This window comes from Polaromonas sp., from assembly GCF_016185115.1.
Taxonomy (GTDB): Bacteria; Pseudomonadota; Gammaproteobacteria; order Burkholderiales; family Burkholderiaceae_C; genus Polaromonas.
In genome coordinates this window covers 370,077-395,044 of record NZ_JACPOF010000004.1, presented here as the reverse complement: position 1 = coordinate 395,044, position 24,968 = coordinate 370,077, and the positions used below count along the sequence as shown (strand labels likewise).

The window sequence follows — 24,968 nt, the reverse complement described above, 5'->3', positions numbered from 1 at the left end:
AGTGAGCGAACGTGGGGGCTCAGCGCCCAGCGCGCTTCCGCTCGCTCTCCGTCAGGTGACGCTTGCGCAGGCGGATGGACTTCGGCGTGATTTCGACCAGTTCATCTTCCTCGATGAATTCAACGCCGTATTCGAGCGTGCATTCAATAGGCGGCGTGATCTTGATCGCGTCTTCCTTGCCGGACACGCGGAAGTTGGTCAGCTGCTTGGTACGGGTTGCATTGACGACCAGGTCATTGTCGCGGCTGTGGATGCCAACGATCATGCCTTCATACACCGGATCGTTCGCCTTGACGAACATGCGGCCACGGTCATCGAGCTTGCCGAGTGCGTAGGTGAAGATTTCACCGGCGTCCATGGAGATCAGCACGCCGTTCTTGCGGCCGCCGATGTCGCCCTTGTGGGCTTCATAGCGGTCGAAAATATTGCTGATCAGGCCCGAACCACGGGTCAGATTCAGGAACTCATTGGTAAAGCCGATCAGGCCACGCGCAGGGATACGGTATTCCAGGCGCACGCGGCCGCGGCCGTCCGGATCCATGTTCACCAGCTCGCCCTTGCGCTCACCGAGTGCCTGCATCACGCCGCCCTGGTGCTGCTCTTCGATGTCGGCAGTGACCAGCTCAATAGGTTCATGCTTCTCGCCGTTGACCTCTTTCATCACCACGCGCGGCTTGGACACAGCCATCTCGAAGCCTTCACGGCGCATGTTTTCCAGCAGGATGGTCAGGTGCAACTCGCCGCGGCCCATGACTTCGAAAATGCCCTCTTCGTCGGTTTCACGGACACGCAGCGCCACGTTGTGCTGCAGTTCTTTCTGCAGGCGGTCCCAGATCTGGCGGCTGGTAACGTACTTGCCTTCGCGGCCGGCCAGCGGGCTGGTATTGACGCAGAAGTTCATGGTCAGGGTCGGCTCATCGACCTTCAGCATGGGCAGCGGTGACGGGTTGGCCGGGTCGGTGATGGTGACGCCGATGCCGATTTCCGGCAGGCCGTTGATCAGCACGATTTCGCCGGGGCCGGCTTCGGTGGCCTGAACACGCTCCAGGCCCTGGAATGTCAGCACCTGGTTGACGCGGCCCTTGACGGCCTTGCCGTCCGGGCCTTCCATGACAACCACGTCCATCATGGGCTTGATGGTGCCCTGGCTGATACGGCCCACGCCAATGCGGCCGACAAAGGTCGAGAAGTCGAGTGCAGAGATCTGCAGTTGCAGCGGCGCGGCAGGGTCCCCCTTCTGCGGCGGCACATGCTTGAGGATGGTGTTGAACAGGGCCGACATGTCGGGACCCCACTGCTCGTTCGGAGGGCCTTCTTCGAGCGACGACCAGCCATTGATGCCCGAAGCGTAAACCACGGGGAAGTCGAGCTGTTCATCGGTTGCGCCCAGTTTGTCGAACAGGTCGAACGCAGCATTGACCACGTAATCAGGGCGTGCGCCAGGCTTGTCGACCTTGTTGACGACCAGAATGGGCTTGAGGCCCAGGGCCAGCGCCTTCTTGGTCACAAAACGCGTCTGCGGCATGGGGCCTTCCTTCGCATCGATGAGCAGCACAACGCCGTCGACCATGGAGAGCGCACGCTCGACTTCACCGCCGAAGTCGGCGTGGCCCGGGGTGTCGACAATGTTGATGTGCGTGCCTTCCCAGGTCACGGCGCAGTTCTTGGCCAGGATGGTGATGCCGCGTTCTTTTTCGATCGCGTTGTTGTCCATCACGGTGTCGACAACTTTTTCGTGTTCGGCAAAGGTGCCGGACTGGCGCAGCAACTGGTCAACCATGGTGGTTTTACCGTGGTCAACGTGGGCAATGATCGCAATATTGCGGATTTGTTTGTGGCTCATGGTTCGCTTTCTGGAGGCTGGAAACTAAAAATCGTTGGTGGTTAATGTTGGAGGGCAGCGACGGGTGCTGCGTTGGCTGCAGCGGCCTGAAGGATGTCCTGTATCTCGATGGGACTCAGCAGACGCTGGGGAATCAATTCATCGGCCGTGATATGGGCTGAACCCAAAAATGCTTTTGGCTGGGACCCGTAAACCTGCACCAGCGGCGCATCGGCGCCAAACTGGCCCGGCTCACCGCGGCGGCGCAGCCCGCTGAGGAAACGCCCTGCATTGTCGGCGTCCAGTGTGACAGAGGGATACGCGGCAACCAGCGACTCGGGTGGCAGCAGGCGCGCCTCGCGTTCCGGCTCGGTCATGGCTTCCAGCGCGGCCAGGCTGACGCAGCCGTCGGCCACAAAACCGCCGGTTTCAATGCGGCGCAAAGAGCCGAGGTGACCGCCACAGCCCATGGCCTCGGCAATGTCTTCCCCCAGGGTGCGGATGTAAGTGCCCTTGCTGCACCGGGCCACCAGCCACACGGCGGGCTGGCCGGACACATCGGTGGCCGGGGCGAGTTTCAGTTCATGAATGACGATGTGGCGGGCTTCGCGCTCGACCTCTTCACCCTTGCGCGCGTACTCGTAAAGGGCCTTGCCGTCTTTTTTGAGCGCCGAATACATGGGCGGGATTTGCGCCAGCGGGCCGGTGAAGCGTTGGGTCAGTTCCGCCAGAAGTTCGGGCGTGATGGCGGGCACAGGGCGGGTTTCAATCACGTCGCCTTCGGCGTCGCCGGTGCTGGTTTTTTTGCCCAGCACGATGAGCGCTTCATAGGTCTTGTCGGCATCCAGCTGGATCTGGCTGAACTTGGTGGCCGCGCCAAAGCACAACGGCAACACGCCAGTCGCCAGAGGGTCCAGCGTGCCGGTATGGCCGGCCTTGTCCGCCCGCAGCAGCCATTTGGCTTTTTGCAGCGCCTGGTTGCTCGACAGGCCCAGTGGCTTGTCGAGCAGCAGCACGCCATGCACGGGACGTCGCTGTATTTTCTGGCGGTGAACGGAGGGTTGCGTCATAAGGGTTCGACAGGCTCAGCGCCCGGCACAAGCCGAACGCCGGTTGGCACCGTTGTCCCCTGAACCTGTCCAAGGGGAACGGCGCTGGCTCAGTCGTCCTGGGCGCGGGAAGAAACCGCCTTGGCAATCAGGGCGTTCATGTCGGCCGCACGTTCTGTGGTGCGGTCGAAGTGGAAATGCAGTGTCGGCACGGTGTGCGTCATCAGGCGCTTGAACAGCCCGTTGCGCAGGAAACCGGCGGCCTGGTTAAGCGCCGTTTCACATTCCGTCGGGTCGCCTACCAGCACGCTGAAAAACACTTTGGCATGCGCATAGTCGGCCGTCACCTCGACAGCCTGAATGGTCACCATCCCCACCCGCGGGTCCTTCAGCTCGCGCGCGATCAGCTCCGTCAGGTCACGCTGGATCTGATCGGCGACACGAAAGCCGCGGTTGGGGGTGGATGACTTTTTACGCATGGAGCAAGGCGCTTACAGGGTACGCGCGACCTCTTTGATTTCGAAGAATTCGAGGATGTCGCCTTCTTGAATATCGTTGTAGTTCTTGATATTCAAGCCGCACTCGAACTGTTCCTTGACCTCGCGGACATCGTCCTTGAAGCGCTTGAGCGAGTCGAGTTCACCCGTGAAGATGACCACATTCTCGCGCAGCAGGCGCAACCTGGCGGCGCGGCGGACCACACCGGAGGTGACCATACAGCCGGCGATGGAGCCGATCTTGCTGACCTTGAACACCTGGCGGATCTCGGCGGTACCGATGACTTCTTCCTTTTTGTCCGGCGTGAGCATGCCCGACATGGCGGCTTTGAGTTCGTCTACAGCGTCATAAATGATGTTGTAGTAGCGAATGTCGATGCCGTTGCCTTCAGCCTGCTTGCGTGCCTGGGCGTCTGCGCGGGTGTTGAACCCGATCAGCACGGCCTTGGAGGCGATCGCCAGGTTGACGTCGGATTCGGAAATGCCACCGACACCCGAGTACACCAGCTGCACCTTGACCTCGTCGGTCGAGAGCTTGAGCAGCGACTGGGCCAGCGCTTCCTGCGAGCCCTGAACGTCGGCCTTGATGATGATGGGCAGCATCTTGACTTCGCCGGCATTGATGTCGGAGAACATGTTCTCCAGCTTCGATGCCTGTTGCTTGGCCAGCTTGGTGTTGCGGAACTTGCCGGCGCGGTAGGTCGCGACCTCACGTGCACGGCGCTCGTCCAGCATGACGATGAAGTCATCACCGGCTTGCGGCACTTCGGTCAGGCCCTGGATTTCAACCGGGATGGACGGGCCAGCGGTCTTGATGGGCTTGCCGTTTTCATCCAGCATGGCGCGAACCTTGCCGAAGGTAGAGCCTGCCAGCACCACGTCGCCAGCCTTCAGCGTACCGGACTGAACCAGCACGGTCGCGACCGGGCCGCGGCCCTTGTCGAGGCGCGCTTCAATGACCAGGCCCTTGGCCAGTGCATCAACCGGTGCGCGCAATTCAAGCACTTCGGCCTGCAACAGCACCTGCTCAAGCAGCTGGTCGATACCTGCACCTGTGCGGGCGGAGACCGGCACGAAGGGTGAATCGCCGCCGAACTCTTCGGGAATGACTTCTTCCGTCACCAGCTCGCCCTTGACCCGGTCCATGTTGGCATCGGGCTTGTCGATCTTGTTGATGGCCACGACGATGGGAACACCTGCCGCCTTGGCGTGCTTGATGGCTTCCTTGGTCTGGGGCATCACGCCGTCATCGGCTGCAACCACCAGGATCACGATGTCGGTGGCCTGGGCACCACGGGCACGCATGGCGGTAAACGCCTCGTGACCCGGGGTATCGAGGAAGGAGATCATGCCGCGTTCGGTTTCAACGTGGTAAGCGCCAATGTGCTGGGTAATGCCGCCGGCTTCGCCCGAAGCGACTTTCGCACGGCGGATGTAATCGAGCAGCGAGGTCTTGCCGTGGTCGACGTGACCCATGACGGTCACGACCGGTGCACGCGGCAGCGACTCTGCCTGCTGGCCCTGGACATCTTCATCGGTGAACGCTTCGGGATCATCCAGTGCGGCAGTGACGGCCTTGTGGCCCATTTCTTCCACCACGATCATGGCGGTGTCCTGGTCCAGCGGCTGGTTGATGGTGACCATCTGGCCGAGTTTCATCAAATGCTTGATGACCTCGTTGGACTTCACGCTCATCTTGTGGGCGAGTTCGCCCACGGTGATGGTTTCAGGCACATGGACTTCAATGGCCTTGAACTCGGTCGGCGCGACGAAGTTTGATTCAGGACGCGAATCGCGGTCATTGCCACGGCGGCCGCGCGGGCCACTGCGGAAATTGCCACGGCCCGGTACCGGCGTCGCACCACGGCTTGGCAGGCCCTTTTTCTTGGCGGCGTCTTCTTTCCAGGTCGAGGACAGGTTCTCCGACTTGACTTCCTTCTTGCCGGCTGCACCAGGGGCGGCTGGCGCGCCTGCTGCAGGTTTGGCGGCGCCCGGCGAGCCAACCGGCTTGTGCAGCGTGCCCTTGATGGCGGCTTTCGGGTCCACGTGGGGAACCAGCACCCGCTTGGGCGCATTCATCATGGCGCGAATGCCCGCTGCTTCGGCTTCGGCTTTTTTGCGGCGGTCCTGCAGGTCAAGTGTCTTGGCGGCATCCGCCTGGAACTCGGCCGTGGCCTTGGCCTTTGCAGCAGCCTTTTGCGCTTCAGCATCGGCAGCCTTGCCGGCCTGCTCGACGGCGGCGGCTTCGGATGCCCTGGTCGCCTCTGCAGCGGCAGCAGCGGCTGCGGGCGTTTCCTTTGCTTTTTTGCCGATGGCAGGTTTGGCTTTTTCAGCTGCTTCGGCATCAGCCTTTGCCTTGGCCTGCACAGCTTCTGCTGCGGCCTGGCGCTCCTGTTCCTGGGCGGCTTCTTTCGCGTCCTGCTCTTCACGCAGGCGGCGTTTTTCGGTCAGTTCGGCTTCCTGGCGGCGCAGCAGTTCTGCGTGGCGGTTGGCTTCTTCTTCACGGCGCAGCAATTCGGCCTGATCGACAACGGGCGCCTGCGGCGCGGCTGCCACTTCGGGCTGTGCTTCTTCCGGCGGCGCGTCGGTGCCGTCTTCACGCTTGATGAAGGTGCGCTTCTTGCGCACTTCGACCTGGATGGTGCGCGCCTTGCCCGTGGCGTCGGCCTGCTTGATCTCGCTGGTGGATTTTTTCACCAGGGTGATTTTTTTGCGCTCGGCCGAGACAGTGCCATGGCTGGCCTGCAAAAAGCCGAGCAGCTTCTGCTTGTCGGACTCCGACAGAGGGTCGCTGGCTTGCGCCTTGGCGACGCCTGCACTGGTCAATTGCTCGATCAGGGTTGCAGGGGATTTATTGAGTTCAGCTGCGAATTCAGCGACGGTAGTGGTACTGGACATATGTGGTTTTCCTGACTGGCCTCCATGATCATTGCTCGTCCACCGCTGCGGGCGCAGCGGTGTTTGAGTCCGCCGCTGCGGTCGCGGCGGTATTTTCGGCGGCTGCGGGCTCATCGGTAAACCAATGTGCGCGGGCCGTCATGATCAGGGCCGTGGCGTCTTCTGCAGACTGGCCGGTGATATCGGTGAGTTCGTCCGTGGCCAGGTCGGCCAGGTCGTCGCGGGTGTTGATGCCCGCCTCTGTGAGTTTGGAAATCAGCTCAGGCGTGATGCCCTCGACATCGCGCAGGTTCTGCGAGACGCCCTCGGCATTTTCTTCCTTGGCGATTTCCATGGTCAGGAGCGCATCCTTGGCACGGGTGCGCAGCTCATTGACAGTGTCTTCGTCGAAAGATTCGATTTCCAGCATTTCCTGCAGCGGCACATAGGCGACTTCTTCCAGGCTGGTGAAACCTTCCGAGATCAGGATGTCGGCGATTTCCTCGTCCACGTCCAGCTTTTCCATGAAGAGCTTGCGGCTGGAGTCGGTCTCGGTGGCCTGCTTTTCGGCAGACTCGTCAGCCGTCATGATGTTGATTTTCCAGCCGGTCAGTTCGGAGGCAAGGCGCACATTCTGGCCGCCGCGACCAATCGAGATGGCCAGGTTTTCCTCGTCGACCACCACGTCCATGGCGTGACGCTCCTCGTCCACCACGATGGACGACACATTGGCCGGGGCCAGTGCACCGATCACGAACTGGGCCGGGTCTTCACTCCAGAGCACGATATCAACCCGCTCACCGGCGAGTTCATTGGTCACGCCGTTGACACGGGTGCCGCGCACGCCGACGCAGGTGCCGATAGGGTCAACGCGCTTGTCATGCGACAGCACGGCGATCTTGGCGCGCGAGCCGGGGTCACGGGCGCAGGATTTGATCTCCAGCAGGCCCTGTTCGATCTCGGGCACTTCCTGGCGGAAGAGTTCGATCATGTATTCAGGCGCGGAACGTGACAGGATGATGGGCGCGCCACGCAGGGTGGTGTCGACTTCCATGATCATGGCGCGAACGCGGTCACCAGAGCGCAGGTTCTCTTTCGGGATCATGTCGCTGCGGCGCAGGCGGCCTTCAACACGGCCGGATTCAACAATGATGTCGCCCTTGTCCATGCGCTTGACGGTGCCGACGAAGATCTTGTCGCCGCGCGACATGAACTCGTTGAGCAGCATTTCGCGCTCGGCGTCACGGATCTTCTGCAGGATGACCTGCTTGGCAGCCTGCGCGCCGATACGGCCGATAGGCAGGCTTTCAACCGGCTTTTCGATGTAGTCGCCTTCCTCGATGTCGGGGATTTCGTCGCGCGCATCGCTGACCAGCTCTTCGGCCTCAGGGTTCTGCAGGCCGGCTTCGTCGGGGACGACCAGCCAGCGGCGGAAGGTTTCGTAATTGCCGTTGTCGCGATCAACCGCAACGCGGATGTCAACTTCACCGGCATAGATTTTTTTGGTGGCTTGCGCAAGGGCGAGCTCGACCGCGCCGAAAACCACGTCGCGTTCGACATTCTTCTCGCGCGAGATGGCATCAACCAACATCAACATTTCGCGATTCATTTCACAAGCCTTTCACTCAAAATAATTCCAAAAATCAATCTTCTGCCTGCTCGTCGGCAGTTGGCGCGGCCTTCGCACCCCTGGGCTTGCGCCCCTTGAAGTCCACGACTGGCGCCAGGCGCGCCTGCTGTATTTCATCGAGCGTGAAACCCAGTGCCTGCAAAGGCGCCGGCACGCGGTTCTTGCTGACCCGCTGGCCGGGCTTTACCGGCGGCTCGTCGCTCCAGACGATCTGCCATGCATCCCCTGCCCGCTCCAGCGTTCCGCGAAACTTCTTCTGGTTGGCCGACACGGTCGAACCGGCACTGGCCTTGACGCCGATGGGCGCCTTGAGCGTGAGGTCTACCAGTTCACCGGCAAAACGCTCAAAATCCTTTTCACCCTTCAGCGGCCTGTCTATGCCCGGCGAGCTCACCTCAAGCCGGGAATAGGCCGCACCTTCGACCTCCAGCACAAATTGCAGCTGGCGCGTGACTTTTTCACAATCTTCGGCATTGATGAACTGCTCGGCATCAGCGACGTAAGGCATGTCAATCGTCACGCGCAACAAGCCACCCGTGGTGCGCTCGATGTCGACAAGGTCGTAACCGAGTCCCGTGACGGTCTGCTCAATCGTTTCGTTGGTGCTGGGTGAAGCCATTCAGTATCTAAAAGCAATGCCGTAAAAATCAAGGGCCTGGCGCCTTTCGCCAGCAACCCATCAAAAACAAACGCCCAAAAAAAATGGGCGGTGTGAACCCGCCCATTTGGTCGTGAAGCTCTTATTGTAACCTGTGAAACAGGCTCGCGCAAGCACTTTGCGTGCCCGGATGCCCTTTAAGCCACGGGTGCCGGCGAATGTGCTGCCACCAGCGTGCGGGTATAGGGGTGCTGCGGGAAGTCGACGATGTCGCTCAAGGTGCCGGATTCCAGCACTTCGCCGTCCTTCATGACCATGACCTGGTGGGCCATGGCCCGGATCACGTCCACGTCATGTGTAATCAGCAAATAGCTCAGCCCGCGTTCCCGCTGCAGCCGCTGCAGCAGGGCCAGCACCTGCTTTTGTATGGTGACATCCAGCGCGCTGGTGGGTTCATCCAGTACCAGCAACTGCGGGTCGACCATCAGGGCCCGGGCAATCGCCAGCCGCTGGCGCTGGCCGCCAGAAAACTCATGCGGATAGCGCTGCAGCAACCCCGGGAAATACTGCCCCCGCACTCCATCACCGCGTGTATTTCGCTGCCCCCCGAGGGGGTGCGATGCATCTTGGGGCGGCCCGGCGACGACATCTGGCGATTCCAGCATACCCACATCGGCCAAAGCTGCCAGAACCTTTTCCTGCCTCTGGGCAGCATTCAGTTCGGGATGGTGAACAAGCAAGCCTTCCCCGACGATAGCCTCAATCGTCATACGCGGCGAAAGCGATGAAAACGGATCCTGGAAGACCACCTGCACGGCACGGCGCAAAGCCTTGTCGTTGGCCGCATTGGTGCCCCAGGCCTTGCCGACTACCTGCAACTCGCCCTGATGCGGATGCAGGCCAAGCGCAGCCAGCGCGAGGCTGGATTTGCCCGACCCCGATTCGCCAATCACGCCCAGGGTCTGGCCGGCAGGAATGTCAAAACTCGCGCCCTTCACAGCCACAAACTCGCCCTTTTTGAACCAGCCCTTGATGCCTCCCACGGCAACCGGGTAGCTCACGCGCAGGTTTTGCGCATTCATTACGCCCGCCAGTGCGGCATTGGGTTGCGATTCCTGGAGGTCACGCGCCGGGGTGCTGTCAATCAGCCTGCGGGTGTAAGGGTGCTGCGGGTTGGCGAAAACCTCGCCTACCCTGCCCTGTTCCACGATGTAGCCGTTTTCCATGACCGCCACCCGGTCGGCAAAGCGCCGGACCAGGTTGAGGTCATGGGTGATCATGAGCACAGCCATGCCATTTTTCTGCTGCAGGCTGGCGAGCAGGTCCAGAATCTGGCCGCGAACGGTCACATCGAGCGCCGTGGTGGGTTCGTCGGCCAGCAACAGTCTGGGCTGGCAGGCCAGTGCCATGGCAATGACGGCGCGCTGCCGTTGCCCGCCTGAGAGCTGGTGCGGGAAGGACAGCGCGCGGCGCTCAGGCTCTGAAATACCGGTATCAGCCAGCAACTTGATGGCCTCTTCCCAGGCTTCCGTGCGGGTCAGGCCTTTGTGAAGCTGAAGCACTTCGCCGATCTGGTCGCCCACGCTGAACAGCGGGTTGAGCGCGGTCATCGGCTCCTGGAAGATCATGGAAATCTCCTGGCCCCGAATACCTCGCAGGCGGGTTTCCTCAAGCGCCAGCAGGTCCACCGGCCCTTCATGGCTGTCAAACACCGCGCTACCGCTGACGGCGGCGTTCTGCACCAGGCGCAACAGACTCAGGGCCGTGATGGTTTTGCCGGAGCCGGATTCACCGACCAGGGCGAGATTTTCACCGGGGGCAATGTGGAAGTCGATGCCATGCACCACCTCCTTGCCTGCAAAGGCAATCCGCAGGTCTTGAACGTCAATCAGGTTTTTCGTCATGCCTGATCTACCTTGCGCGGGTCCAGCGCATCACGCAGCGCATCGCCCATAAAAGTCAGCAGAAGCAGGGTCACGACAAGCACCGCAAAGGTCGACAGCGAAATCCACCACGCGTCGATATTGGCCTTGCCCTGGCTGAGCAGTTCGCCCAGCGACGGCGTTCCGGGCGGCACGCCCAGGCCCAGAAAGTCCAGAGAAGTCAGCGCCAGAATCGCGGCGCTCATGCGAAAGGGCAAAAACGTCACCACAGGCGTCATGCTGTTCGGCAGGATATGCCGCCACATGATTTGCAGGTTGCTCACGCCAAGGGCGCGCGCGGCCCGCACGTAGTCAAGCTGGCGGTTGCGCAAAAACTCGGCGCGCACATAGTCCGACAGGCCCATCCAGCCGAACAGGCTGAGCAGGAAAAGAAGCAAGGCGACGCTGGGCGAGAACACGGCGCTGAAAATGATCAGCAGGTAGAGCTCGGGCATGGAGCTCCAGATTTCCATGAAGCGCTGAAACACCAGGTCGGTCTTGCCGCCGGCATAACCCTGAATGGCGCCGGTAATGACGCCTATGACTACCCCGATAAGTGTCAGGGCAAGCCCGAACAGGACGCTGAGGCGGAAGCCGTAAATCAGCTGGGCAAGAAGGTCACGCCCCCGGTCATCGGTGCCGAAGAAGTTGTCACGCGAAGGTGCTGACGGGTTGGGCTCTTTGGCGAAGTAGTTGAGGGTGCGCGGCCCGTAGGGGTTGGGCGGGTAGATGGCCCAGTTGTCGCCACCCTTGATCCTGTCCTTGATGAACGGGTCGAGGTAGTCTGCGGGTGTCTCGAAGTCACCGCCGAAAGTCTTTTCTGAATAGTCTTTCACCAGCGGGAAGTACAGCGTACCGTTATAGCTGACCGCCAGCGGCTTGTCGTTTGACAGAACTTCTGCAAACAGGCTGAGGACGACCATGCTCGAGAACAGAACCAGGCTGTAGAAGCCCAGCTTGTTGCGCCGAAAGCGGTTCCAGGCGCGGCGGCCTGGACTCAGGCTGACAACAGACGCGATGTCTTTGCCAGGGCCGCCGCGGATCGGGCTCTGCCCGGCGGCCAGCGGCGCCCCCTCGGGGGGGAGATGGCCAGAGGCCATTTCGGGGCGGGTGGTCAAGCTAGTCAAACTTCACCCTTGGATCTACCCAGACATAACAAAGGTCGCTGATGAGTTTCGTCACGAGCCCGATCAGCGTGAACAAATACAGCGTGCCCAGCACCACCGGATAGTCGCGCCGTATCACACTTTCATAGCTGAGCAGGCCCAGCCCATCGAGCGAAAATAGGGTTTCGATCAACAGCGAACCCGTGAAAAAAGCGCCGATAAACGCTGCCGGGAAGCCCGTGATGATGGGAATCAAGGCATTGCGGAACACGTGCTTCCACAGCACCTGCCGCTCGCTCAGGCCCTTGGCGCGCGCCGTCAGCACGTACTGCTTGCGGATTTCCTCCAGAAATGAGTTCTTGGTCAGCACCGCCGTCACGGCAAAACTGCCCAGCACCATGGCAATGACGGGCAGCGTGATGTGCCACAGGTAATCGGTGATTTTGGCTCCCCAGCTCAAGGTTTCCCAATTACTCGACGTCAGCCCGCGCAAGGGAAACCACTGCAACTGCCCGCCAAAAATAACCACCAGCGCCACGCCCAGCACAAAGCCCGGAATGGCGTAACCCACCAGCACAATCAGGGTGGTGATGAAGTCAAAGCGCGTCCCCGCCCTCACCGCCTTGGCCACGCCCAGCGGCACGGCTATCAGGTAGCTGATGAAAAAGGTCCACAAGCCGAGGCTGATGGAGACCGGCAGCTTCTCCTTCACCAGTTGCCACACATCCTTGCGCTGGTAAAAACTGTTGCCCAGGTCAAAGCGGGCAAACTGGCCCAGCATCTGGATAAACCGCTCATGCACCGGCTTGTCGAAGCCGTAGAGCACCTTGATTTCTTCTATGCGTTTGGCGTCCACACCCTGACGCCCCCTGTAACCCGCGCCGGATGCCGTCGCGCGCTCGCCGCCTGAATCACGGCCCTGCAGCTGCGACACCATCTGCTCCACCGGCCCGCCCGGTACAAACTGCACCATGGCAAACGTCACCAGCAGGATGCCGAACAGGGTCGGAATCATCAGCAGCAGGCGTTTGAGGATGTAGCTGGCCATGTTATTTGTTGCTTTCGGATGCCCACCAGGTGCTCATGGCCCAGGTGTCGGCCTCGTAGTAAGGCGGGATTACCGCAGGCAACACAAACGGTTTGGGGCGGTAGCCAATCAGGAAAGCATCGCCGTAATACTGCGGCACCGAGTAATACGCCGTCGTCAGCACACGATCCAGCGCACGCATGGCGGCACCCAGTTCGGGCCGGGTCTTTGCCGTGACCACTTTTTGCAGCAGCGCATCGACCGCCGGGTCGGCAATGCCCCAGACGTTGGATGATCCGGGTGTTTTTGCCGCTGCAGAACCCCAGCGGTCCAGCAGTTCGCCGCCAGGCGCGGTGCTGCCGGGCAAACGCGTGGTGGTGATGTCGAAGTCAAAGGCGTCCATTTTTTGTTTGCTGAGCGAAAAGTCCACGACACGATAGGTCATTGTGATGCCCAGCTTTTCCAGCGCCTTCTGGAAAGGGCCCACGATGCGGACCAGTGAAGGCTGGTCGTTGAGGAACTCCATGGTGAAGGCCTCGCCCTTCGCATTGCGCAAGGCGCCATCGCGGTATGTCCAGCCGGCTTCCCTGAGCAATGCCTGGGCCTGGCGCAGGTTTTCACGCAGGCTGCCAGGTGGCGCCGTGCTTGCAGATTTGGGTACTGCACCGAACACCTCTGGCCTGAGCTGGCTGCGCAGGGGTTCCAGCAGGGCCAGCTCATCCGCCTTGGGCAGGCCTTCTGCATGAAATTCGCTGTTGGGAAAGTAGCCGTCCACGCGTTTGTAAATGCCGTAAAACAGCTGGCGGTTCATCCACTCAAAGTCCATCGCCAGCGAAATCGCCTTGCGCACGCGTATGTCCTGGAATTGCGGCCTGCGCAGGTTGAAGATGTAGCCCTGAAAGTCGCCCGGATTTTTGTTCTCGAAAGCGCGCTTGACGACCTCGCCAGAGGTGAACTGCTTGCCCTTGTACTGGCGCGCCCAATTGCGCGAGGTGAACTCGCGCATGAAATCGTATTCGCCAGCCTTCAGCCCCTCAAACTTGGAGGTGTCGTCCAGGTAAATCTTGTAGGTGACACGGTCAAAGTTGTACAGGCCCTTGCGTGTGGGCAGGTCGGCCGCCCAGTATTTCGGATCGCGCACATAGGTGATGTCGCGGCCCATGGCCAACGATGCCAGTTTGTAGGGGCCCGAGCCAATCGGCGGCTCCGAGACGATCTGGTCCAGCGGCTTGCGCTTGCCGCCCGCCATGCCCCAGTCGCGGCTGAATACCGCCATGCCACCGACCACCAGCGGCAGTTCGGGGTTGGGGGTCGCGAAGTCAAAGCGCACCACACGCTCCGACACCGCGATGGCGTCTTTCACCTCGGCATAAATCGTCTTGAATTGCGGCGCGGCTTCCTTGCTCATCAGCGTCTTGAGGGAATGCACAACATCAGCGGCCAGCACCGGCTTGCCATTGTGAAAAACCGCCTTGGGGTTCAGCCGGAAAGTGGCAGAGAGCTTGTCAGCCGCGACCTCCACATCCTCAGCCAGCAAACCATAGGCCGTGGTGGGCTCTTCCGAATTGCCGGTAAGCAGGCTTTCGAGCAGCAACCCGCCTATGTTGTAGGGTGCAGTACCCCGGAGGGTGAAGGGGTTGAACTTGTCGAAATTGGTCGGCCGGGTGGGCGGCACCATGCGGATTTCACCTTGCTTGGGCGCGTTCGGATTGACGTAGCTGAAGTTCGTGAAGCCCGCGGGGTATTTGATGTCGCCGAACTGGGCGTAGGCATGGGCGGCATGCGATGCGGGCGCCAGCAAAGCAAAGCTCACCAGCATCAAAGCCTTCAAAAGAGACAAATCCCGCATGCGACAATTCTGCCTTACCTCACGCCGTGCTGGAGCCTGAGCGGCCATTTTTCGACGGGCCGCCCCTAGAAAAATGAGCCCCCTCGGGGGGCAGCGCATTACACGAAGTGAAAAGCGTGGGGGCATTCATTACTTGGAGCAACACACATGGGTTTTCTCACCGGCAAAAAACTGCTGATCACCGGCGTCCTGTCCAACCGTTCGATTGCCTACGGCATTGCCAAGGCCTGCCACGCGCAGGGCGCAGAGCTTGCCTTCAGCTACCAGGGCGAACGCTTTAAAGACCGCATCACTGAATTTGCCGCAGACTTTGGCAGCAAGCTTGTGTTTGACTGCGACGTTGGCAGCGATGAGCAGATTGCGCAGTTGATGACGGACCTGACCAAAACCTGGCCCACCTTTGACGGTTTTGTACACGCCATTGGCTTTGCGCCGCGCGAGGCGATTGCAGGCGACTTTCTGGACGGTCTGAGCCGGGAGGCCTTTCGTATCGCCCACGACATCAGCGCCTACAGCTTCCACGCCATGGCCAAGGCTGCCCTGCCCTACCTCAATGACAAGGCGTCAGTCCTGACGCTGTCGTATTTGGGCGCAGAGAAGGTTGTGCCCAACTACAACACCATGGGCCTGGCCAAAGCCAGCCTGGAAGCATCGGTGCGCTACCTGGCCGAATCGCTCGGCAGCAAAAATCGGGGCATGCGCGCCAATGGCATCAGCGCGGGCCCGATCAAGACACTGGCCGCCAGTGGCATCAAGGGTTTTGGCAAGATTTTGAGTGTGGTGGCGGAAACCTCCCCCATTCGCCGCAACGTCACCATCGAAGACGTAGGCAATGTTGCTGCATTTTTGCTGAGCGACCTGGCAGCCGGCGTCAGCGCCGAGATCACTTACGTGGATGGGGGTTTCAGCAACGTGGTGGGCGGGATTGCCGAGCCAGCAGAGTCTTGACAGGCAATTATTACGTGCAATGTATCAATTCAGATGGAATTTGAATTTCCAAATAAATTGATTCACTTAACGTAACAATCTCACTTTGGCGGGCTTTTGAAGCCGTTAAAACCTCGAAAATAGCATCCAAAAGGCCATTTTCAGGCACAAAATCGGCTTCCAAGCCAATAGATACGTACGTGAGCAGCTATTAAAAGAATAGCAATCAACTTTAAAAAAAGGCGTTCAAACGCCCTCAGGGAGCATCATGAAGACACTTTTCAAGGCGCCAGTCCTGCGCGCCAGCCTGCTGGCTTTGCTGCTCGCTTCCGGCAACCTGCTTTCATTGGCCCCGGCAATGGCCCAATCCGCCATCGGCAAACCTGCCCTGATGCTGGCCAATGTCTATCACCCCGGTGTGGTGCTGGCCGACTACTGGGTCAGCGAGAAATACGATGGCGTGCGTGGCTTCTGGGATGGCGAGAAGCTGCTCACCCGGGGCGGCGAGCGCGTCATGGCCCCGGCGTGGTTCACCGCGGGCTGGCCCAAAACACCCATGGACGGCGAATTCTGGGCCGGGCGTGGCCAATTTTCAAGGGCCGTTTCCACCGTGCGGCAGCAGGTGCCGGACGACACAGCCTGGCGCGGCATGCGCTTTATGGTGTTTGACCTGCCGGCGCAGTCCGGACCGTTCACCGAGCGTATCCCGGCGCTCAACGGACTGGTTTCACAGATCGACAAGCCCTGGGTCGTGGCGGTTGTGCAGTACCGCGTGGCCAGCCATGCTGCGCTGCAGGCGCAGCTCAAAAAGACCGTCAAGCTCGGCGGTGAAGGCCTGATGCTGCATCGGGGAGATTCACTCTACAAGGGCCTGCGCAATGACGACCTGCTCAAGGTCAAGACGCATGAAGACGCCGAAGCCCGCGTGGTCGGCCATGTGGCCGGCAAGGGCAAAAACTCCGGGCGGCTGGGCGCGCTGCTGGTCGAAATGCCGGCCGAAGGCGGCAAACCTGCGCAGCGCTTCAGGCTGGGGACAGGTTTCAGTGATGCACAACGGCAAAATCCTCCGCCGGTCGGCGCGCTGGTCACCTACCGCTACCGCGGCCTCAACGACAGCGGCATCCCGCGCTTTGCGAGCTTTATGCGGGTGCGGGAAGACGGGATTTAAAGACGCGCTACAAACTCTCGCTGTTGGGAAATTCTAGAAACCCGGAATTTCGGGATGAAGTGGGAGGCGCCCGGAGCGCAGGACACCGGAATGCACTCCAGTGCATGAGGATTCCGAGCACCGCGCAACGACGCAATTGGCCCGAAAAACGGGTTTATAGAAATTCCCTACTTCTTGACGCAGTCCGCGTAATACCGCATCTTGCCCTTGGCATCCACCTCGCTGACGAGGCCGTGGATGTCGGTTTCAAAACCCGGGCAGTGCACATTGAACTCACGCGCAAATTTCAGGTAATCGACGATCTTCTTGTTGAAGACTTCACCCGGGATCAGGAGCGGAATGCCCGGCGGGTAAGGCGTCACCAGACCGACCGTGATGCGGCCTTCGAGGTGGTCGATCTCGACGCGCTCGGTCTTGCGCTGGGCGATGTGGGCGTAGGCCTCGCTGGGCTTCATGGCCGGTTCCAGGTCGCTCTGGTAGACCTCTGTGGTCAGGCGGGCGATGTCGTACTTCGAATACAGCGCGTGGATGTACTGGCACAAATCTGCCAGGCCCATCCGTTCGTACTTGGGAAACTTCTGGCAGAACTCGGGCAATATGCGCCACATCGGCTGGTTCTTGGCGTAGTCGTCCTTGAACTGCTGCAGCGCCGTCAGCAGCGTGTTCCAGCGGCCCTTGGTGATGCCGATGGTGAACATGATGAAGAAGCTGTAGAGACCGGTTTTTTCAACGATCACGCCGTGCTCGGCCAGGAACTTGGTCACGATGGACGCAGGGATGCCGGTCTTGGCGAACTTGCCGTTCAGATCCAGCCCTGGCGTGACGATGGTCGACTTGATCGGATCCAGCATATTGAAGCCGGTCGCCATCTGGCCAAAGCCGTGCCAGTTGTTGGCACCGTTTCTGGCGGTCTTGGCACTGCGGGACTCGCCCTTGATGATCCAGTCTTTCGCCTCGCCAATACCCTCTTCCACCAGCTTGTCCGGGCCCCAGACCTTGAACCACCAGTCGTCGCCATACTCTTCATCAATCTTGCGCATGGCGCGGCGGAAGTCCAGCGATTCGGCAATGCTTTCCTCCACCAGCGCGGTGCCGCCCGGCGGCTCCATCATGGCGGCGGCCACGTCGCAGCTGGCGATGATGCTGTACTGCGGCGAGGTCGAGGTGTGCATTAAATAGGCCTCGTTGAAGAGGTGCCTGTCGAGCTTGACCTCCTGCGAGTCCTGCACCAGCACATGGCTGGCCTGACTGATGCCCGCCAGCAGCTTGTGGATGGACTGCGTGGCGTACACCACAGCCGTCTTGGGACGGATGCGGTTCTTGCCCATCGAGTGATAAGTGCCGTAAAACGGATGGAAGGCCGCGTGCGGCAACCAGGCCTCGTCGAAGTGCAGGTTCTCGATATAGCCGTCGAGCATGCCCTTGATGGTTTCGGTGTTGTAAAGCACGCCATCGTAGGTCGACTGTGTCAGCGTCAGCACACGCGGCCTGACCTTTTCGCTGTTGACCTTTTTCAGCAGGGGGTTGGCCTTGATCTTGGCCTTGATGGCCTCCGGCTCGAACTCGCTTTGGGGAATCGGCCCGATGATGCCGAAATGGTTGCGCGTCGGCTTCAGAAACACGGGAATCGCCCCCGTCATGATGATGGAGTGCAGGATGGACTTGTGGCAGTTGCGGTCGACCACCACCACGTCGTCGGGCGCCACGGTGTGGTGCCAGACCATCTTGTTGCTGGTCGAGGTGCCGTTGGTCACAAAAAAGCAGTGGTCGGCATTGAAGATGCGCGCGGCATTGCGCTCGCTCGCCCCAATCGCGCCATTGTGGTCCAGCAACTGGCCGAGCTCTTCCACGGCGTTGCAGACGTCGGCGCGCAGCATGTTCTCGCCGTAAAACTGGTGGTACATCTGGCCAACCGGACTCTTCAGGAAAGCCACACCGCCGGAATGACCCGGGCAATGCCATGAATAGGAACCGTCTTCGGCGTAGTCCAGCAGCGCCTTGAAGAACGGCGGCTGCACGCCTTCGAGGTAGCTCTTGGCCTCGCGCAGGATGTGGCGGGCCACAAACTCGGGTGTGTCCTCGAACATGTGGATGAAACCGTGCAGCTCGCGCAGGATGTCGTTGGGAATGTGGCGAGAGGTTTTGGTTTCACCATAGACGTAAATCGGCACGTCCAGGTTTTTGCGGCGCACTTCCTCGATGAAGGTACGCAGGTTCAAAACGGCGGGGTCAAGGTCGGGGCCGGGCGAAAACTCTTCGTCGTCGATGGACAGGATGAACGCGCTGGCCCGGCTTTGCTGCTGTGCAAACTGCGACAGGTCGCCATAGCTCGTCACGCCGAGCACTTCAAAGCCTTCGGTTTCAATGGCCTGCGCCAGCGCACGTATGCCCAGGCCCGAGGTGTTCTCGGAGCGGAAGTCTTCGTCGATGATGACGATGGGAAAGCGGAATTTCATAGGTGCGGTGTATCGTGTTGGCAGTGGGACGTGACAGCGCTTGCAACTGCTGTCTGCAGCTCAGGCTTGCGGAATGTGCGAAGTGTACGGAAATAAAAGGTCATCCCTCTTCCGGGACGGGTATTTGCCCCAAAATGTGGCTCAACACCTACAAATCAAAGGAGGAAGCCGAAATGTCTGAATCAACCATCTGGTGGCTGGTCGCGGGTGCAGCCGTGGCCATCGAGCTCGCCACCGGGACGTTTTATCTTTTGATGCTGGCCATTGGCCTGGTGGCCGCGGCCATCGCCGCGCACCTGGGCCTGCCGCTCACGGCGCAGATCATCACCGCAGCAGTCATTGGCGGTGGTGCCGTGGTGGCATGGCACCTGAAAACGGGCGGGCGAGCCCCAGGCAAGCCCGTACAGTCCAACCCCGACGCCCACATCGACATCGGCGAGCCGGTACAGATAGACCGCTGGAATGCCGATGGCACCGCCACTGTCAAATACCGCGGCGCAAGCTGGACGGCCGTGCTGGACAGCCCGGGCATGGAACCGGGCGCCATCGGGCAGTTTCACATCAAGGAGTTGCTGGGCAACCGGCTGGTGATTGAAAAACGCTGACCCCCTTCTGCAACCCGAATCCGGTAACACCGAATCTGAAAAATGAGACCGGCGCACCCTGCCCCGGCCTGAAACCAAGGAAGAGACCATGGAAATCGCGCTCGTTATTCTCGTCATCGCTGTCATCTTTGTCGTGCGCAGCATCAAGGTGGTGCCCCAGCAAAACGCCTGGGTGATTGAACGCCTCGGCAAATACCATGGCTCCCTGACGCCAGGCCTGAACTTTCTGGTGCCATTTGTCGACCGCGTGGCCTACAAACACAGCCTGAAGGAAATCCCGCTCGATGTGCCCAGCCAGGTCTGCATCACGCGAGACAACACGCAGTTGCAGGTGGACGGCATCCTGTATTTCCAGGTGACCGACCCCATGCGCGCCAGCTACGGCTCCTCAAATTACATCGTCGCCGTGACACAACTGGCGCAGACCTCGCTGCGTTCGGTCATCGGCAAGCTCGAGCTCGACAAGACCTTTGAGGAACGCGACATCATCAATGCACAGGTTGTGGCGGCCATTGACGAAGCCGCGCTGAACTGGGGTGTGAAGGTGTTGCGCTACGAAATCAAGGACCTCACACCGCCGAAAGAGATCCTGCATGCCATGCAGTCGCAGATCACGGCTGAACGTGAAAAGCGCGCACTGATTGCCGCGTCTGAAGGTCGCCGCCAGGAACAGATCAACATCGCCACCGGCGAGCGTGAGGCCTTTATTGCCCGCTCGGAAGGCGAAAAGCTCGCCGCCATCAACAATGCCCAGGGTGAAGCAGCGGCCATCATGGCGGTGGCCGACGCCAATGCCAAGGCGATTGAACTGGTGGCCGCAGCGATTCGCCAGCCCGGCGGCGAGCAGGCGGTGCAGCTCAAGGTGGCAGAACAGGCTGTTGATGCGTACTCAAAAGTCGCCAAAGACGCAAAAACCACCCTCATCGTGCCCAGCAACATGACGGAAGTCGCCACCCTCATTGGTTCGGCCATGAAGATGGTCCAGGGCAACAAGGTTTAATGGGGATTGATCTGACCTGAACGGGATGCAGCCATGAGTTTTGAGTTGAATGAGGCCAAAAATGTGTTGGGTACCGACCTCGTGCCCTGCTCCTACGACCCGCTGACGGGCTACTTCAGGGACGGTTGCTGCAACACCGATGAAACCGATCAGGGCTCGCACCTCATTTGCGTACGCGTGACAGCCGAGTTTCTGGAGTTTTCGGCGGAGATGGGCAATGATCTGGTGACACCCCGGCCCGAACACCGTTTTTCAGGCCTTAAACCCGGCGACCGATGGTGCGTCTGCGCCAACCGCTGGCGCGAGGCGCTTGAGGCCGGCAAGGCCGCGCCTGTAGTACTTGAATCCACCCACAGCAGCGCGCTCAACTTCGTGACCATGGCGCAGCTTGAAAAGCACCGATTCCAGAACGCTCTTCAATAGGCCGCAGAAAACAAGCCCTGCGCAACTGCTACAATCGAAGGCTTCGCGGAAGGGTGGATGAGCGGTTTAAGTCACACGCCTGGAAAGCGTGCGTAGGGTTAAACCTACCGCGGGTTCGAATCCCGCCTCTTCCGCCAATAGTCAAGTTGTTGCGAGTTTCCACGCAATGGCAAAAACTCCTGAAAGCCCAGCCAGTCTGGGCTTTTTTGTGTCTGGTCACTTCAAATCCTGATATCACGTCAGGGTTCAACCATTGAGAGCCAACGCGCATAAAAAAGCCACCTCACGGTGGCTTTTTTATTGCATCAGGAAATCAGTTCAATGCTGATTTCTTGCCTTCCTTGTACGTGTACAAGGTGATGGCGGGGTTCTTCAGTTCGCCATTGGGTTCGAATTCGATGGTGGTCGTGACGCCCTTGAAGCTGGCCTTGATCAGTTCGGGGGTGTACACCTTGGGGTCGATGGACCCAGCGCGTTTCATGGCGTCGGCGAGGACAAAGGTGGCGTCGTATGTATATGGGCTGTAGACCTGGAACTGGTTGGGGTACTTCTCGTCATAGCGCTTTTTCCAGGCCTCGCCGCCCGGCATCTTGGCCAGCGATGCACCGCCTTCAGCGCAGATCACGTTCTCGACAGTCTTGGGGCTGCCAGCCAGTTTGGCAATTTCAGCCGTGCAAATGCCGTCACCGCCAAAATACTTGAGCTTGCCCATGCCCAGTTGCTCCATCTGGCGCAGCATGGGGCCGGCTTGTGGATCCATGCCGCCGTAAAAGATGGCATCCGGATTTTTCGCCTTGATGGCCGTCAGGATAGCCATGAAGTCAGTGGCCTTGTCGTTGGTGAACTGCTCATCCACCACGGTCATGCCTTTTTCCTTGGCGGTTTTAGTGAATATCTCGGCAACACCCTTGCCGTAGGCTGTACGGTCGTCGATCACAGCGACCTTTTTCAGCTTGAGGGTATCGGCAGCGTAAAAAGCCAGACCTGAACCCAGCGCCAGATCGTTGGCAATAATGCGATAGGTGGTCTTGTAGGCTGGCTTTGTCAGGTCGGGGTTGGTCGCCGCACCTGTCACGTGTGGAATACCGCAGTCGTTGTAGACCTTGGAGGCAGGGATGGTGGTGCCGGAGTTGAGGTGACCGACCACGCCGGCGACCTTGGCATCGCACAGTTTCTGTGCGGCGGCGGTGCCCTGTTTTGGATCGGCCGCATCGTCTTCAGCGACGATTTCAAATTTCGCTTTTTTGCCACCGATTTCAAAGCCCTGCTTGTTCAGGTCTTCAATGGCCATGCGCACGCCATTCTCATTGTCCTTGCCGTAATGCGCCTGCGCGCCGGAGAGGGGCGCCACATGGCCGATTTTGACGATCAGTTCGCCACCGGCAGGCGCCGCGGCGGGAGCCGATGCCGCTGGAGCTGCGGCAACTGGGGCGGCTTCCTCTTTTTTGCCGCAGGCTGCAACCAGCACCACGACCGCTGCTACTGCCGTCAGTTTCAATTTCATCTGCATAAGGACACTCCGGTTAAAAATCCTGTTTAAAAATTGAGGTCAATTTCTTGCCCTGCGCACTGGAACATATCGCAATTTTCGCGCCCATGCCATAGCAACGCCCCTAGCCGTGTCAAATAAGCAGCGACCGGGTTACAGAAAGATGCAGGTGCCCGTGCCCGGAACCCATCACGGACCGCATCTCAAGCAGGATAGTCGCCAGGACCGCGCGGGAGTTCCTGCGCCACGGCCTGACTGACCGATTCGCGCACCACCAGTTCTATTTCCTCACGTAACCGGGGCCCCAGTGCCTGGGTGTGCGTCAGGATGAGCTGGCCTACAGCTTCGCGCAGCCGTCTTTCGAGCACAAGATCCACGCGCTGCATCACACGGTGGACCATCTGGTCTTCAAACTGCTCGAGCGATGCCGTTGCAGGTGATGAAGGGGACAAATCCTGCTGTGAGCCCGGTTGCACAACCTCCGTCAGCGTCGGCACAAAACGTGGAGGTGTCTGGTTGCTGTTCAAGGCGTCTCCCTTGCAGCAGCAACATCGTGGCGCTTCAACTCAAATCCGCCATCCTTGTAGGTTTTCCATCTGTCGCGACCGGCAATCCGGTCTTCCGGCTGCTCCGAAACCAGCTCGACAAAACGCTCAAAGCGTTCGAATCCTGCGGGAATTTTCCGCCCAAGGTTGATCAGCACGCCTTCTTCAGCCCAGGTCCCAGTCTCCTCCGCCAGAATTATTGAGGTCGAATGGATCAAGGTCGCCCCTGCTGTAGCCATACAGTGCGGAAGAAATTCCGTACTCGAGAACTGCCACAAAAACCTGTCAAGTTCCGCCAGAACCTCCGTCTCGGCAGTTACCAGCGCACGCATGCTCCTGTGATGCACCTTGCGCAGCAGACGACATGCGTAGTCCAGCTTGTCAGGTACGTTGAAGTGAAACTCTATTTCCTTCATGCAGCGCGGGGCCTGGTTGCAGGTTTCGAAGGGGCCTTCTTGCCCGGTTTCCCTCTTGGTACCGCGGACGCAGGTTTATCGAGGGCCTGCCCGAGCAGAAAGTCGATCAACAACGGTACAGGGCGGCCTGTCGAACCCTTGGCCGAACCGCCCTTCCACGCGGTACCTGCAATATCCAGATGCGCCCACGGAAATTTTGAAGTGAAACGCTGGAGGAATTTCGCAGCAGTGATGGCCCCCCCGGCCCGGCCCGCAACGTTGGCCACGTCGGCAAAATTCGTTTTCAGGCCTTCCGAATACTCATCGTCGAGGGGCAGGCGCCAGCACAAATCCAGGGACGTTTCGCCCGCATCGTGAAGTGCCTTGGCAAGCTTCTCATCGGCGGTGAACATGCCGCTGCGTACTGCGCCCAACGCGACTACACAGGCACCGGTGAGGGTCGCGATATCCACCACGGCCCTGGGTTTGAAGCGCTCTGCGTAAGTCAGTGCATCGCACAACACAAGGCGTCCTTCAGCATCGGTGTTCAGTATTTCTATGGTCTGCCCGCTCATGCTGGTCACCACATCGCCAGGCTTGATAGCCTGGCCGTCGGGCATGTTTTCGCAGGCGGGAATCAGGCCCACCACATTCAGCGCAGGTTTCAGCTCGGCCAGAGCCCTGAAGGTGCCCAGCACGCTGGCTGCTCCGCACATATCGAATTTCATCTCATCCATCTCGCCTGCAGGTTTGATGGAGATACCGCCGGTATCGAAAGTGATGCCCTTGCCCACCAGCACCACGGGGGCTTCTGCCTTGACCGCACCTTCATAACGCAAAACGATAAAACGCAGCGGCTGGGCGGATCCCTGTGCAACGGCTATGAACGACCCCATACCCAATTTGGCGATCTCCCTGGGTCCCAGGACATCGACCTTGATTTTCGGCAGTTTTGCCAGCTCCTTCGCCGCATTCGCCAGTAATGTTGGCGTAGCATGATTGGACGGGCGGTTTCCCCATTCCCTGGCCAGGGCGACGCCTTTTGCCAGCCCGACGCCCTTGTCAAAACCCGTCCGCACCGCACCGATGTTGTTCACCGCAAACACCACGCGCTCAAGTGAAGAGGGTGTTGCTTTTGATTTCGTGGCCGTGTAGGTGTAGGAAACATCAGCGCAGGCCAGGACGGCCGCCCGTACGCTGTCACCAGCCACGCTGGCCAGTGCAGACAAGCTCACCACCACACGTTTGGCGTTGCCGTTTTTCACACTGTTCATGGCGGCAGCTACAGCGGTGCGCACATTCTTCGGGCTGCCGTCGCCCACCCCGGCTATCACAAGACGCTTCGCGGCAATGTCTGCTGGCCGATAGCTACCGAGCAACTTGCCGGCCTTGCCATCGAAGTCACCGGCCTTCATGGCGAGACCTGTCATCCGGGAGATGGCATCATCGCCGGTACCAGAAAACTTCGCCTCGTGGGTTATCAATACCACCAGGACATCGCATTTTTCGGAGCAAATGCGGGCGAGGCTGCTTGATTTGAGTTCAAAGTCCATAATTGAAGGTCTGGCCGATCAGATAAAAAA

General features: G+C 59.9%; 20 protein-coding genes and 1 tRNA gene. 6 read left to right on the top strand and 15 right to left on the bottom strand.

Annotation, left to right across the window (positions count from 1 at the left end):
• Positions 1–19 precede the first annotated feature (19 nt).
• The 10 genes from typA to HYX42_RS02555 all read right to left on the bottom strand — a co-directional run bounded on the left by typA (position 20) and on the right by HYX42_RS02555 (position 14,377).
• Positions 20–1,843, bottom strand: coding sequence for a translational GTPase TypA (gene typA / locus HYX42_RS02600; protein ID WP_293399180.1), 1,824 nt, complete (start codon positions 1,841–1,843; stop codon positions 20–22).
• A 41-nt stretch (positions 1,844–1,884) separates the two neighbouring features.
• A complete protein-coding gene (truB, locus tag HYX42_RS02595) occupies positions 1,885–2,892 on the bottom strand; it encodes a tRNA pseudouridine(55) synthase TruB (protein ID WP_293399177.1) in 1,008 nt (335 codons plus the stop codon).
• A gap of 89 nt (positions 2,893–2,981) precedes the next feature.
• The gene (gene rbfA, locus HYX42_RS02590; RefSeq protein ID WP_293399174.1) at positions 2,982–3,350 is read right to left on the bottom strand and encodes a 30S ribosome-binding factor RbfA; all 369 of its coding nucleotides are present in this window, start codon (positions 3,348–3,350) and stop codon (positions 2,982–2,984) included.
• A gap of 12 nt (positions 3,351–3,362) precedes the next feature.
• A complete protein-coding gene (gene infB, locus HYX42_RS02585; protein ID WP_293399171.1) occupies positions 3,363–6,266 on the bottom strand; it encodes a translation initiation factor IF-2 in 2,904 nt (967 codons plus the stop codon).
• Positions 6,267–6,294: 28 nt separating this feature from the next.
• Positions 6,295–7,854 (bottom strand): transcription termination factor NusA, encoded by a 1,560-nt coding sequence (nusA, locus tag HYX42_RS02580; RefSeq protein WP_293399168.1) that lies wholly within the window; start codon positions 7,852–7,854, stop codon positions 6,295–6,297.
• A 34-nt stretch (positions 7,855–7,888) separates the two neighbouring features.
• Positions 7,889–8,494 (bottom strand): ribosome maturation factor RimP, encoded by a 606-nt coding sequence (gene rimP, locus HYX42_RS02575; protein WP_293399166.1) that lies wholly within the window; start codon positions 8,492–8,494, stop codon positions 7,889–7,891.
• Between the two features lie 176 nt (positions 8,495–8,670).
• Entirely contained in the window at positions 8,671–10,377 is a 1,707-nt protein-coding gene (locus HYX42_RS02570; RefSeq protein ID WP_293399163.1) for an ABC transporter ATP-binding protein, read from the bottom strand.
• Positions 10,374–11,522: an ABC transporter permease gene (locus HYX42_RS02565; protein WP_293399160.1), complete on the bottom strand. Its 1,149-nt coding sequence runs from the start codon at positions 11,520–11,522 to the stop codon at positions 10,374–10,376. Before HYX42_RS02565 ends, HYX42_RS02570 begins: the two co-directional genes overlap by 4 nt.
• Positions 11,515–12,549: a microcin C ABC transporter permease YejB gene (gene yejB, locus HYX42_RS02560; protein ID WP_293399157.1), complete on the bottom strand. Its 1,035-nt coding sequence runs from the start codon at positions 12,547–12,549 to the stop codon at positions 11,515–11,517. The genes HYX42_RS02565 and yejB overlap by 8 nt, the downstream gene beginning before the upstream one ends.
• Position 12,550: 1 nt before the next feature.
• Positions 12,551–14,377, bottom strand: a complete 1,827-nt coding sequence (locus HYX42_RS02555) for an extracellular solute-binding protein (RefSeq protein WP_293399155.1) — start codon at positions 14,375–14,377, stop codon at positions 12,551–12,553.
• Between the two features lie 147 nt (positions 14,378–14,524).
• Between HYX42_RS02555 and fabI the strand changes: the two genes are divergently transcribed.
• Together fabI and HYX42_RS02545 are read left to right on the top strand one after the other, a co-directional pair.
• On the top strand, positions 14,525–15,325 hold the full coding sequence (fabI, locus tag HYX42_RS02550; protein WP_293399152.1) for an enoyl-ACP reductase FabI: 801 nt from the start codon (positions 14,525–14,527) through the stop codon (positions 15,323–15,325).
• A gap of 247 nt (positions 15,326–15,572) precedes the next feature.
• A complete protein-coding gene (locus HYX42_RS02545; protein ID WP_293399149.1) occupies positions 15,573–16,472 on the top strand; it encodes a DNA ligase in 900 nt (299 codons plus the stop codon).
• 167 nt (positions 16,473–16,639) lie between these two features.
• On the opposite strand, the gene HYX42_RS02540 is transcribed toward HYX42_RS02545, so the two are convergent.
• A complete protein-coding gene (locus tag HYX42_RS02540) occupies positions 16,640–18,928 on the bottom strand; it encodes an arginine/lysine/ornithine decarboxylase (protein ID WP_293399147.1) in 2,289 nt (762 codons plus the stop codon).
• 173 nt (positions 18,929–19,101) lie between these two features.
• Here HYX42_RS02540 and HYX42_RS02535 point away from each other — a divergent pair, with 173 nt between their 5' ends.
• The 4 genes from HYX42_RS02535 to HYX42_RS02520 all read left to right on the top strand — a co-directional run bounded on the left by HYX42_RS02535 (position 19,102) and on the right by HYX42_RS02520 (position 21,093).
• Positions 19,102–19,533 carry an NfeD family protein gene (locus HYX42_RS02535; RefSeq protein ID WP_293399145.1) on the top strand — a complete coding sequence of 144 codons (432 nt, stop codon included), beginning with the start codon at positions 19,102–19,104 and terminating at the stop codon, positions 19,531–19,533.
• An 88-nt stretch (positions 19,534–19,621) separates the two neighbouring features.
• Positions 19,622–20,533, top strand: coding sequence for a stomatin-like protein (locus tag HYX42_RS02530; protein ID WP_293399143.1), 912 nt, complete (start codon positions 19,622–19,624; stop codon positions 20,531–20,533).
• Positions 20,534–20,566: 33 nt separating this feature from the next.
• Positions 20,567–20,956, top strand: a complete 390-nt coding sequence (locus tag HYX42_RS02525; RefSeq protein WP_293399141.1) for a DUF2237 domain-containing protein — start codon at positions 20,567–20,569, stop codon at positions 20,954–20,956.
• Positions 20,957–21,003: 47 nt separating this feature from the next.
• Positions 21,004–21,093 (top strand) — tRNA-Ser (locus HYX42_RS02520).
• 176 nt (positions 21,094–21,269) lie between these two features.
• Here the strand turns inward: HYX42_RS02520 and HYX42_RS02515 are convergent.
• The 4 genes from HYX42_RS02515 to HYX42_RS02500 all read right to left on the bottom strand — a co-directional run bounded on the left by HYX42_RS02515 (position 21,270) and on the right by HYX42_RS02500 (position 24,938).
• The gene (locus HYX42_RS02515) at positions 21,270–22,466 is read right to left on the bottom strand and encodes a branched-chain amino acid ABC transporter substrate-binding protein (protein ID WP_293399139.1); all 1,197 of its coding nucleotides are present in this window, start codon (positions 22,464–22,466) and stop codon (positions 21,270–21,272) included.
• Between the two features lie 182 nt (positions 22,467–22,648).
• Positions 22,649–22,972 (bottom strand): hypothetical protein, encoded by a 324-nt coding sequence (locus tag HYX42_RS02510; protein ID WP_293399137.1) that lies wholly within the window; start codon positions 22,970–22,972, stop codon positions 22,649–22,651.
• On the bottom strand, positions 22,969–23,406 hold the full coding sequence (locus tag HYX42_RS02505) for a DNA polymerase III subunit chi (RefSeq protein WP_293399134.1): 438 nt from the start codon (positions 23,404–23,406) through the stop codon (positions 22,969–22,971). Before HYX42_RS02505 ends, HYX42_RS02510 begins: the two co-directional genes overlap by 4 nt.
• Positions 23,403–24,938 carry a leucyl aminopeptidase gene (locus HYX42_RS02500; protein WP_293399131.1) on the bottom strand — a complete coding sequence of 512 codons (1,536 nt, stop codon included), beginning with the start codon at positions 24,936–24,938 and terminating at the stop codon, positions 23,403–23,405. Before HYX42_RS02500 ends, HYX42_RS02505 begins: the two co-directional genes overlap by 4 nt.
• Positions 24,939–24,968: the final 30 nt, after the last annotated feature.